The following is a 12,308-nucleotide window of genomic DNA, read 5'->3' on the forward strand; positions in this document are numbered from 1 at the left end:
TGGCTATACTATTGTTTATACTTATATTAGCAGCGGGCATAGGCTTTTTTGTAAGGAATATGCTGAGACTTCGCAGGGCAATACACTTGGGGGTAGCTCAGGATATTACCGACCGCCCTAAGGCAAGGCTCTTACGTATGCTCCGCTTGGCTTTAGGACAAGGAAAAATGGGGGTACGCCCTGTGGCGGGAATCCTTCACCTATTCGTATATATAGGCTTTATCATTATCAATATAGAAGTACTGGAAATCCTCATCGATGGAATCTTTGGTACTCATAGGGTGCTACACTTCTTAGGAGGGTTTTACAACCTGCTTATCGGCAGTTTCGAGGTCTTGGCGCTGCTGGTTCTCATAGGGGTAACCGTTTTCTATGTACGCCGCAACATACTGAAAATCACACGTTTTCAGAAGAAAGAACTTCAGGGGCGACCTCGTCGTGATGCCAATATCATCCTCTATGCCGAGGCGGTGATGATGACCCTTTTCTTAGTGATGAACGCCTGTGACCTACTCTTGCAAGAGCGAGGTGTCACCCCTTATGTGCAGGCGGGTGCCTTCCCCATAAGCCAGTGGCTTTCTCCGCTTTTTGCTTCTCTCTCCTCCCCTACCCTGATTCTCATAGAGCGCGGGGCATGGTGGGGACACATTCTCGGGATTTTAGCTTTTTTGAACTATCTATACTACTCCAAGCACCTACATATCCTCTTGGCGTTCCCTTATACCTACTTTGCGCCCATAAAACCCAAAGGTGCTATGGACAACCTCCCTACAGTCACACGGGAGGTACAACTGATGCTCGGCACTATAGAGGATACAGGCGAAGGTGAGGAGACCACGCCTACCTTTGGTGCTTCAGACATCATGCACCTAAGTCGTGTGCAGCTGCTTGCCGCCTATGCTTGTACCGAATGTGGGCGCTGTACGGATGAGTGTCCTGCCAACCAAACGGGCAAGCTCCTTTCCCCTCGGAAAATCATGATGGACACCCGCCGCCGCACCCAAGAGGTAGCGGAGAATATAAGGCACAACAAGGGTACTTTTGTCCCTGACCAAAAAGCGCTCTTGGGCGACTACATCACCCCTGAAGAGCTCTGGGCATGCACCACTTGTGCCGCTTGTGTAGAGGCTTGTCCTATGGAGATCAGTCCCCTGTCAATCATTGTGGAGATGCGCCGCTATATCGTCATGGAACAATCTGCCGCTCCCGCCTCACTGAACAAAATGATGACCCAAATGGAAAATACCTCTTCCCCATGGGGCTATAACCCCGCCGAAAGAGAATTCCTTAATAATGATCAATGAACAATGATTAATGATCAATGGACATTTTTGGCTCTAGACTCAAAACACTCTTATGCACCTTCCAAACTCATTGACGATACAGATACGCGCTTACATGACTTCCCTTTCATTACCTTAGAAAACATATCACATTTCTTTTATTAGAATATTCGTTTGTATTTATGAAAGTAATAACTATCACACATTACAATTATGATTTACGGATATATTAGAGTTAGCAGCGACAAGCAAACGGTAGAGAATCAACGCTTTGAGATTAGCAATTTTTGTAAGCATCAAAATCTTTCAATTGACGACTGGATAGAGGAAACTATCAGTGGCACAAAGAACTATAGCAAACGAGAACTTGGCAGGTTACTCAAAAAAGTGAGGAAAGACGATATTATCATTTGCAGCGAGTTGTCCCGCCTTGGACGTAACCTATTTATGATTATGGAGATACTGAATATCTGCATGGCAAAAGAGTGTCGTGTGTGGACTATCAAGGACAACTACCGCCTGGGAGATGATATACAGAGCAAGGTCCTTGCCTTTGCTTTTGGGTTATCCGCTGAGATAGAGCGTAACCTTATCAGCCAGCGAACCAAAGAAGCTTTAGCAAGATTAAAAACGGAGGGTAAATCAATAGGACGTGGAAGCGGACGGAGAAATAATCTACTTAATTTAAAGTGTTCATCTAAACATGAATTTATATTAAAGCAATTAGCCCTTGGTGTTAGCATTCCTAAAATAGCCAAGGAGATCAAAGTCGCAAGAGGTACACTGTATAGATACCTTGCCTATACAGAAGTACGACTACCAACAAAATCTGCAAATGGAAGATGGGAAAGAGGAATCTATTAATAACATCCAGTTTTTGAAGACTAACTCAGGCAAGAAGGGTGAAGGAATGCCTGTAGTTCGTAACCCTCAATTCTATTTTAGAGAGGGTTTTTGTTGGAATAATGTTTTGACAACGTATCTGAAATGTAGAAAGAAAGAAAAAACCGTGCAAAGCACTGAAAGTATGAGTTTTTTCTCATGTTCAGATGAACTACCAGAATATTTCTTTATATGCCTTATGAATTCTAAATTAGTGGCTCAATATGTTGATTGTTTTGTCAATTCCACTTCTCATTGTACTACTGGTGACGCAAAACTTATACCTGTGATTATCCCAACAATCTCAGAATTGGAACAGTTTAAGGAGATTTTTAATAAGGCTTTTAGTATGAAAGAATCAGTGGCTAAAGAGATAGCCACTGACTCAGAGATAGCGCAAAGTCTTTTAGAAACAGAGATTTTGAATGATGGATTGATTGCTCAATTATATTCGATAAAGAGTTAATACTTTCTGGTTTAATAAACACTGAATTTCTTCCAGCTTTTTTTCCTCTACAGATATGTTTAAAGAGGGAGAAAAGCTGTGTTTCTTTAGATCAATCGCCTGTTGAACAATCCTCTGTAAATCACACAATTCTTCTTGCGTAGGTATGATTACAGGCAATTGTCGTGCATCATTAATTTGGAAATGAGAAGTATTATTGATAAAATTATCTACATATAAACTTATGAATTCCGAGTTAATCAAGCTAACATAATACCAATCAGGAAGTTCCGTTATCGTAAAAAGACTCATACTTAATACGTCAAATACTCCATTAGACTTTATTCGAGCCTTTAAATAGGTAGAATTCACATCTATCCAACAAAAACCCTCTCTAAAATAGAATTGAGGGTTACGAACTACAGGCATTCCTTCACCCTTCTTGCCTGAGTTAGTCTTCAAAAACTGGACGTTCTCTTTAGACCAAGCAATAGCAAAGGGAGTCTCAAGATACCAACGGTTCCCTTCTTTATCTCCTTTATCATAAGGAACATAATAATTCTTTGATGTATCAATGCCATTTTCTTTTTCTTCTTCGGATAATTCATCAACATTAGCTAACTCACTATCTTCAATAATTTTATAGATGTATCCTTTATCAAAAATATCTCGCCCATACTGCTCCTTAAGAGAATCAAACAATGTAGCAATCTCTTTCTCAGAGAGAGAGTCAAGAAAGTCATTTTCATTGGCAAAGTTTGCCATCTGTGGAATAGACACTTTTTTCTTTTTGATAGCTTCGGCTAATTTCTTAGGACGAGAACTTATGATATTCTTAGCCAATTTTGTAGAACGACGTACAGCAATGTATTTTCCGTTGTTAGCTGTTGCAAGTCCTTGGCCTCCTTCCGTCAGACAACCCAAGAGAGCAACATCACCAGGTTTCAAACTGGCTCTATAAGCCTCAAGTTCTTGTTGGTTCTTTGCAATTTTCCTCGATGTTTCTATTTTGTCCCACCACTTTTCATAGAGTTCTTTGACTTTATGACCATATAATTGGTAAATACGTAAATTCAAGTCAGTTGGCTTGAATATTACGGAGTTCTGAGTATCCAAATAGATGTCTTGTTTTATTGGAGGAAAAATCAAAGGATTAGACAAGTCCTTTGTACCATCCATGAACCTTATCAGATGTTCTTTAGGCATAGAATGCTTAACAACCTGAATAATACAAGTATCAACCATTACTGCATCAAAAGGATTCGTAGTGTCAAATATGTAATTAATTTGATTACTCAGAATCAAATCACGCATATTTCGTTTAGTTTGAGTCGTCCAAAAAGTCTTTGGTATAATGTAAGAAAGCGAGCCTCCATCTTTTAAAAGCGACATACCTTTAAAAGTAAATAGGTTGTATGTATCATCAGAAAAACCAAATTCTTTTTCATACTTCCTCTTGTCTTCAATAGTGACACCCTTTGTCGAAATATACGGCGGGTTTCCAATAACAATATCGAAGCCCTCTTTTGAGGGTCGAGAAAAAACATCATGGAACCAAGTATGCCATAGAAAAAATTGACTGTTTGCAGATAGATCTAAGTTCTCAAAGTCAATATAAATATGTTGTTCAATAAGTTGTTGTTTAACAATGTCTACAATATCTCTTCTCAACTGTACTTTCTTGTCATGTGCTGGGCAAGCGTAGTATTCTGCAAGTTTGTCGCGTAGCTTCTTACGATAATCCTCTAACATGTTATCAAAGATAGTCATAACTTGTCCTGATTTTAGCTTATTTTCTGTCATTGTTGAGAGATCTACCCCTTTGTACTGTTCTAAAAGGGAATTCCCCTGCATAATCTTAAAATCAAGGTTAGGGAGTACCTCTGGTGATTTTTCCTCTACAATCAAAGCAAGCCAAAAACGCAATCGGGCAATCTCCACCGCACCGCGCTCTATATCAACGCCATAGATATTATTCTGTATGATATGTCGCTTGATATCAGCCGCTTTCTCCACAATATTAAGTTCGATAGCCGAACGGCATAGGAATAGCTCACGCAGCAAACCCATCGGGAAAGCGCCTGACCCGATAGCAGGGTCACATATTTTCACCTCGATAAGTTTTTGTTCGATCTCTTCTTTCAACTCTCCAAGTGACTCCACATCATGTGTAGTAACGAACTGACGAATAGGCTCTTTGTCTTCTTCTCTTTGGTCAGTTTGCAGATAAGCAATCAAGCTTTCACGGCACATATACTGGACAATCTCCTTTGGAGTGTAGAAAGCGCCCTTATCCTTATTGTCCTCCAACAAATTTTCAAAGATGCGACCAAGCATTTCGGGGTCGACCCCCACTTCAGCATCATTCGGGTCGTTTTCGTCGATGGTAAAGTTATATTGGGAGAGCATTGTCAGCAAATCCTTAAAATAATTGGAAGGGAAACAAACCGTCTTCTCATCAAGATTGTCTCTCTCAAATAATCCTCCATTGAGATAAGGAATGCGATGGTTGCGAAAGCCTTCAACTTTCGTGTCATAAAGGTCGCCCCTATCCGAACGGTTACAGTCCAAGCCTTTCGCAAAAAGATCTTCTAAAATATCATCAAGGAAGTTTTCTTTTTGTTCTTCAGAGGCATTTTCAAAAAGGTGTAACATAAAGTTATGGTCACCTTCGCCCCATTCCTTTCCAGCAGGAACACCAAGCCAGCCCTTCTTTTGGAGGAAATGAAGGAAGACAATACGTCCAAAGAGTTTCTTCACATAGTCTCGTATGGGTTTTTCCTCACGATCGCGAATTTTGTCTGCTGTCATACCCGTATGGTCAAAGTCTGTATCAATGAAGTTCTGGCGCATTCCATTGTCTGGCTTGATCATGTAACTGACAAAAGCCTCGTATTGAGCCTTGTATTTTCCAAAGAACTCCTTAGAGAGCGCTTCCACATTGAACGCATCTTCGATATCTTTAATCTCAAGGGAATCTCTTTTGTCATATAGCCCCATGAAGTTATCAGTTGCCGTGCGGCATGACTGACCAGGACCTAACAAGAAGGTATATCGCTTACTGTCGGTGCTCTCTTCCTTGTTGCCACTCTTTCGACAATAGGTAAAACGCCAATCCCAACGTGTGTCATCCTCGTAATGGAACAACATGAAGGCACAAGAGAACTGATCCATAACCGTACGTACGAGCCGCTGGATATTTACACGGTTGCGCTCCATCATCACTCGATCGCTGACCGTTACATCGAAAATCTGCAAGGGTTCTACACCTACATATATCTTTCCTACTTGCTTCATACTGTGTATTCCTGTGGCCTGAGCCAATTGTCGTCGTTCTGGCTGACTGTCTAAAAGTTCCGCCTCAAAACCATCCTCAAAGTCCTCTTGACCGAAAATGGGGAAAATGACATTATCGAGGAACGAACTCCAGCCTTGATACCGGCCGCTTAAATACTCTTTTAATAATTCTTTATTCATGGGGGTTGTTTGTTTACTTAATGGTTGCTAATACAATGGATGCTTCTCCTTGTTTGCTTTCTACATTGGCGACGAGTTTACCGATTTCCCGCTCCAGAATTTCGTCAATATCTTGTTGTTCGATGGAAAAAAGACGAGAATCGCGTTCTTCTAATTCTCGACCAATTGCCAATACTTTTTTGATAATATCAAAACTTCCTCGGTCAACCAATTTACGAGCATTTTTTAGCAAATTTTTTGAATGAGGTGACAAACCAGAGGTATTGTTGATCTTCACTAACATTTCTTTGGCAGCTGTTGCCTTGTCACCAGCCCTTGACTTATTGATACGGATAAAGTATTGGTTATAAGTCTTAATAGCCTCCGCCGACAACTGCTGCCAATTATCTGGCAGTGGAACACGTTTGGCATTTTTATCCACCCGTATATCCTCAAGTAGTTCAAAATGAGAAATTTCCTTTGCCTTTCCTTCGGCATCTATTTTGATGGCAAGTATTCCAGATCGTGGAGCTCTTACCATAAAATATCCCGTGCCATTTGTTGCCTGCGCTATTTCCCACCCCTGAGTGGTCTGATCTATTTGCAAATAACGTTCTGGATGATCTTCTTTGTATTGTTTCAGCTCATCTACATATTTCAGCAAAGGAGACTCCTCTCCGTCAAAGGCTTTGGCAATATCGTAATGTACCACACTTTCCTCTTCCGAGAAAATCTTGCTATCTTCACCAAAGAGGACATGGAAGGATTGCAACTTGGTATGTGCCTTACGCACCAATTGTATCTGTGCATCACCCTCGGCACTTGGCATGAAATTATAGACAAAGACAAATGGCTCCTTACTACCGATACGGTTTACACGCCCTATACGCTGCATCAGACGAGTAGAGTTCCAAGGGGTGTCATAGTTCAGAATAACATTAGCACGGTGAAGGTTTACCCCCTCTGCCAAAACTTCAGTTGTGATGATTACATTGTAGTCGTCCTTCCATTCACCTTCGTAATTAGCATCAAAGTTCTCTTCAATTATTTTTTCCATTTCATCGCGATTGACAGCTGTAATAACAAGAGGTTTATAGCCCTTTGCCTTAACAGCTCTTGCAAGTGCTTGAACAGTATCAATTGCTTCTGAGAAGATAACTAACTTTCCAGAAGTGTTTTTTTGAGGATTGAATAATTCAGGTTTGAGATTTTCCTTGAAAGCATCGAACTTCGGGTCTTGTGGGTTCTTCGCCCATCGATCATAAAGATTGGTAATAAGTCGGAGGTCTTCTTTCAGTTCGCTAAAGTATTTCTCCTTGAAATCTTTACGCTGATATTCGGCATTCTGCCCCTTTTCGTTACGTCCTTGTTCTGTTAGCTTCTTTATCTTGGCTCTGATGTCTTCTACACAATCATGAAACGAAACTTGTTTGTTACGTTTCTCGGTCTTAGCTTCGTAGTCAAGTTCTTTGTTCACATCTATATCCGGACAAACAAAGATGGTGTCGTTCTCCCACATCTTAATCATGTTCTCTGTGTAACGACGTAGGTTCAAGAGGGATTGGGTGAAAGCGGTGAATGAACTCTCGAGACGCTTGACAAGAAGAATCTGCATAATGGTGGCAAGCTGCTTGGACACATCGCTAACACTACGGTTACCTCGACCTGTATGTTTCCTTTCATTGGCAGGATCGGTAAAGTATTCAATAGCACGATAACGAAAATATCTTAACCATTCATCAGTCTGCAACTTTTCCTCATTTGTAGGAGCTATAATTTTCATGGTGTCAGAGAAAAGCTGTGCCAACTCATCATCCATGATATATTCAAGGTTGTTAGGCCCAACAATTTTTGGGAATACCAAACCTTGTGCCTCCATATCCTCCTTGTAATATTTCTCAACATCTGTTCTTGTACGTCGTTCTAGAATGTCACTTAACACACAATCACGTAGCCGCTTTGAAATAGCATCCAGACGTTGGTCACGTTCCTCTGCTGGAATATCATTTTTCCTATCTATAAGCTGTTCATATTCTCGGTTGACATCTGCAAAGAATCTTTCGATATTTCCACTTTCAGCTTTTTTCAATGTACTGTCGTTGTGGTTACGCTCAAAGAGATAAATCTGATTCTTTAAGTCATTTGGTTGGTTGTTCTGAGGTGTGGCAGAAAGAAGACCCACATACGGATATACCCCAGTATCAAAACCAATCTTCTGTATCAGTTGATCAAGAGACTGGTACATCAGTGTGGCACTGTTACGGAACTTATGACTTTCGTCTATTACAATAAAACCGTAATTCTTTTCTTGCAGTGTTCCTCCAAAGTCGCCTGAATCATTGTTGTCATCATCGGCTTCTTCCCAGTCTTCATCATCAGTAATATTTCCGATACGTCCAGTTGTAATGAAGTCAATGAATGGCGTAATCTTCTCGTCAGTATCTTTATCGAAGGCAGCAATAGTTTTCTTCCAGCTCGATTGAATAGCAGGAGGCGTGATAATCAGCACTTTACGCTCTCTCCCATCCTCTTCCGGTACGGAGAGGAAACGCTTAATGATGAGCGTACCAATAATAGTCTTTCCAAGTCCCACCACGTCTGCCAACATAAAGCCACCATGTTCACGCATGATGCTAAGACACCGTTTGACGGCATCAACCTGATATTCTAGTTTGTGAATATTTGCTGGCAGATAGGATTCTATTTGTTGTCCGAGTGTTTTATCTACAATATCACCAAACTTAATTTGTAACAATTTGATATATTGTTCATAAGGTGTGAATTCTTTTGGAGTATCTTTTTGTATATCAATGTAGATAGGAGATTTTTTAATAATTTGCTCCAAAAACTCTTGTGTCCAGTCTTCTGAGAGTTCCCACTTTTCTTCGAACCAACAAATGTGTCCTTTTGCATTGGATCCACGTGTAGGTCGAGCCGTGATACGTGTAGGGTCTGTTTCAAGATAATTCAATTCTGCATTTCCTAACAATCCCTTCTTTGTAAAGTTAGAACTTCCAATGATCCCAAAAGAATGTGAAGTTCCTGAAAAAATATAGCATTTAGAGTGTAAAAATTCATCTTCTTCTTTTGAATTTTTAGTGTATATGCGTATCTGAATTTTGCTACTCCCGCCATATTTGAGCAATAGCTTAATAACATCTTCATATTCCTCTTTTATTTCTAGATCGCGTATATCTGTGCGTATAAAGTCATAAGGATAAGTAGCATCTTTGTACTTAGGATTTTTAAGCATTGAAGTATAGACATAAGGATCTTTACCAATGAGAAGTTCAAATGAAGTTCCCTCTCGCTCTAAGAAGCTTGTGAGTTCATTGAGAACAAGTGTCATCCCTGGAATATCCCAGTATCCAGTTGCAATCTGAATTTTATCAATACCCTCAGTCAAGATACATCTCTTGAGATAGGTCTCCATTGAGAGTGTATCAGAAGAATTATCTATAAGGTTATTGTGCATCATTTTATTAATTCTTTAGGTGAAACATTGAGCCATTCTGTCACTTCGAAGATAATGGTGAGGGAGGATTGCTTACAATGATAGTTTATCTTGATATTGATTGCAAAGTTATGAACTTATAATGAATAAAACAAGAAATTCAGCACTTTTACACCATATCAAAAGATTTTTTCAGTGAAAGGATACGAAAGTAATTTCTTAAATTATTAATGATGATTGAAAAACAACATGAGTTTGCCCATACAACAAGCAGAGAATATATGAAGATTCAAGAGATAGAGCCTCCCTGATCAAGTTTTTCTCAAAAACACTTACAAAACTCTATATATCAATTATTTAACCACCTCCCCCATAACCATTCTTTCCTCCGAAAAAATTTTGGAAACTTTTTTTGTTTATTTAGTTTTTTGTATTACCTTTGCACCCGAAAAACTGAAGAGTGTTTTGAGTGAAGAACGAAGAGTGAAGAACGAAGAGTGAAGAATGAAGAGTGTAGCCAAGCGAATGAGCTTGGGTATATGGTGAAGAGTGAGTAACTGTTCACTGACCACTGACAACTAACGACTGACAACCGACGACTAACGACTGAGTGAGATAATGGAGATAATACCACGTGCCTTTGAGTATTTCATGCAGTATGGGTTTAAGACCTTTACAATGGATGATTTAGCGCATAACTTAGGAATTTCTAAGAAAACCCTTTACGAGCAATTTGCCTCGAAACAGATTTTAGTAGATGCTTGTTTGGATTATGCTTTGGAGATGTCTTGCTGTAGAACAGAAACATTTTTTTCTAAGGAAGACAAAAGTGTTATAGAAAATGTCTTTTTAGGACAAAAGGAGGTGGAACATCTCTTCAATATGAAGAGTGCTCGCCCCTTATGGGAACTTAAGCGCTATTTTCCAGATACTTACAAGCGCATGGATAAGGAATTTGCTCAGGCGGATGCTCTCTTTATAGACATGCTCTTCGAAAGAGGTTGGAAGGAGGGGCTTTTTCGCAAGGATATCAATATCAAGTTCTATAAGCAGTTCTACACCCAAGTACAGCGATTGCGCTCCTTCGAAGAGGCTTTCGACGAAAGAGATTTCCCCTTCTGGGAGACTATCTATACCATGATGGAGTATTTCTTTAGAATCATTGTCAATGAAAAAGGAATGAAAGAACTGGAAAGAGTCTTGTCAATGATCAATGATTAATGATCAATGATTAATGATTAATGATTCTAAAACCCTTTATTATCTAAAAAATAAATTAGTAGAAGTGAAACATATTTTTATTACCATACTAAGTATCTGCGTGGGGACAGGTTCCCTATGGGCGCAGGAGGTAGGCAGGGAACTCACCCTCTCACAAGCTATTGGCTATGCTCTCCAGCACAAGGCGGCTGCTCAAAAGGCTCAAATAGAAGTCCGCAAGAGTGAATACAAGATCAAAGAGGCTCGTGCCAATGCCTTGCCTACTATCGCGGGCTCTGCGGGGCTCGTCTATAACCCTAAGCTACAGGCTACTTATATAGATGGGAGCGCCTTTGCTTTCCCTGGAATGCCTGTATCCAATGAGCCCAAGAAGCTCGAAATGGGGCAGAAATGGGCGTCCTCAGCAGAGTTGAAGCTCACTCAGGTGATCTTTAACCAAGCGGTATTTATCGGCCTGAAAGCGGCTCGTACCACCCGTGAATTCTATCAGCTCAATGAGCAGCTCACCCAAAACGATATTATCGAAAAAGTAGCTCAAGCCTATTGGCAAGTATACCAAGGAGAACAAGCTCTTGAAAATGTGCGTGTAAACCTCGAACTTACCGAGAAAACGGCTAAGATAGTCGAAGGGTCATACAAAGCGGGGTTGGCCAAAAAAATAGACCTTGACCGCGTAACCGTAGCCCTGAACAACCTACGTTCCGCTGAGCAACAAGCCATGAGTGGCTTACAAGTGGCTACCCTCGCCCTGAAATACATGATAGGTATGCCTATGAATGAGCCTATCTCCTTGCCTAAGGAAGCCTTCAAAGCAGATTATTCGCTGGTTTTTGAAAAAGGAAATGCCTCTGAGCGTACCGAAATAAAAGTACTTGAGAAGCAAAAAGAGCTCCTTAGCCTCAGCACTAAAGCGCAGCGCAGCGGACTCTACCCGTCTCTCGCCCTACAAGCTACCTATGGCTACTTAGGGATGGGACCCAAAGTTCCTATCTTCTACGGGAAGGCTGATAAGGTGTATTGGTCTGACTACTCGGCCATTACCTTAGGACTAAAAATACCTATCTTCTCTGGCTTCGGCACCCGTGCCAAGATAGAACAAGCTAAGATGGAAGAAGAAGCCCTCGAAGCGACCCTGAAGGATACACGCCTTGCCTTAGACTTAGCCCAAGAGAGTGCCCAGACAAAGCTGGCTAACAACCTACTGACCATACAGACTCAGGAAGAGAACGTGAAACTGGCCAACGAGGTACTCCAAAATACTCAAAACAACTATCACCAAGGACTCGCCTCTCTCAATGACCTTTTGGAAAGCGAAAGAGCCCTATCCGATGCTAAAAATAGCTATACCAACGCTCTACTTTCCTACAAACTCGCCGAAATAGAGTTACTTAAAGCACAAGGAAAACTTGAGACAATGATCAATGATTAATGATCAATGATTAATGATCAATGATTAATGAAAAGTGAAGAATTACTATGGTAGTTCTTCACTTTTTATTTTTAAAAATATCTTTTGTTATTTGGTAATTATTTTGTATTTTTGCCCCAGAGAAACAAATTAAATCAC

7 protein-coding genes are annotated in these 12,308 nt (G+C 40.5%); 5 read left to right on the top strand and 2 right to left on the bottom strand.

Annotated features, from left to right (window positions below):
* The first annotated feature begins 59 nt into the window (after positions 1–59).
* The 3 genes from CGC50_RS05435 (at position 60) to CGC50_RS05445 (ending at position 2,631) form a co-directional block, all read left to right on the top strand.
* Positions 60–1,304 carry a 4Fe-4S dicluster domain-containing protein gene (locus CGC50_RS05435; RefSeq protein ID WP_394363709.1) on the top strand — a complete coding sequence of 415 codons (1,245 nt, stop codon included), beginning with the start codon at positions 60–62 and terminating at the stop codon, positions 1,302–1,304.
* Positions 1,305–1,496: 192 nt separating this feature from the next.
* Positions 1,497–2,147, top strand: a complete 651-nt coding sequence (locus tag CGC50_RS05440; protein WP_095910008.1) for a master DNA invertase Mpi family serine-type recombinase — start codon at positions 1,497–1,499, stop codon at positions 2,145–2,147.
* Positions 2,119–2,631 (top strand): restriction endonuclease subunit S, encoded by a 513-nt coding sequence (locus CGC50_RS05445; protein ID WP_198541640.1) that lies wholly within the window; start codon positions 2,119–2,121, stop codon positions 2,629–2,631. Before CGC50_RS05440 ends, CGC50_RS05445 begins: the two co-directional genes overlap by 29 nt.
* Here the strand turns inward: CGC50_RS05445 and CGC50_RS05450 are convergent.
* Positions 2,611–6,087, bottom strand: coding sequence for an Eco57I restriction-modification methylase domain-containing protein (locus tag CGC50_RS05450; protein ID WP_095910009.1), 3,477 nt, complete (start codon positions 6,085–6,087; stop codon positions 2,611–2,613). The genes CGC50_RS05445 and CGC50_RS05450 overlap by 21 nt on opposite strands.
* A gap of 13 nt (positions 6,088–6,100) precedes the next feature.
* Positions 6,101–9,544: a helicase-related protein gene (locus CGC50_RS05455; RefSeq protein ID WP_198541641.1), complete on the bottom strand. Its 3,444-nt coding sequence runs from the start codon at positions 9,542–9,544 to the stop codon at positions 6,101–6,103.
* A gap of 594 nt (positions 9,545–10,138) precedes the next feature.
* On the opposite strand from CGC50_RS05455, the gene CGC50_RS05460 reads away from it, so the two are divergent.
* Positions 10,139–10,741 carry a TetR/AcrR family transcriptional regulator gene (locus CGC50_RS05460; RefSeq protein ID WP_198541642.1) on the top strand — a complete coding sequence of 201 codons (603 nt, stop codon included), beginning with the start codon at positions 10,139–10,141 and terminating at the stop codon, positions 10,739–10,741.
* Between the two features lie 64 nt (positions 10,742–10,805).
* Entirely contained in the window at positions 10,806–12,170 is a 1,365-nt protein-coding gene (locus CGC50_RS05465; RefSeq protein WP_095911294.1) for a TolC family protein, read from the top strand.
* The last annotated feature ends 138 nt before the right edge of the window (positions 12,171–12,308 follow it).

This window comes from Capnocytophaga gingivalis (assembly GCF_002302415.1).
Taxonomy (GTDB): domain Bacteria; phylum Bacteroidota; class Bacteroidia; order Flavobacteriales; family Flavobacteriaceae; genus Capnocytophaga; species Capnocytophaga gingivalis.

What these genes read in the sequence shown, in the direction of transcription:
- CGC50_RS05435 (WP_394363709.1), top strand. Translation starts at nt 60, where the DNA reads ATGCTGAGACTTCGCAGGGCAATACACTTGGGGGTAGCTCAGGATATT.
- CGC50_RS05440 (WP_095910008.1), top strand. Translation starts at nt 1,497, where the DNA reads ATGATTTACGGATATATTAGAGTTAGCAGCGACAAGCAAACGGTAGAG.
- CGC50_RS05445 (WP_198541640.1), top strand. Translation starts at nt 2,119, where the DNA reads ATGGAAGATGGGAAAGAGGAATCTATTAATAACATCCAGTTTTTGAAG.
- CGC50_RS05450 (WP_095910009.1), bottom strand. Translation starts at nt 6,087, where the DNA reads ATGAATAAAGAATTATTAAAAGAGTATTTAAGCGGCCGGTATCAAGGC.
- CGC50_RS05455 (WP_198541641.1), bottom strand. Translation starts at nt 9,544, where the DNA reads ATGATGCACAATAACCTTATAGATAATTCTTCTGATACACTCTCAATG.
- CGC50_RS05460 (WP_198541642.1), top strand. Translation starts at nt 10,139, where the DNA reads ATGGAGATAATACCACGTGCCTTTGAGTATTTCATGCAGTATGGGTTT.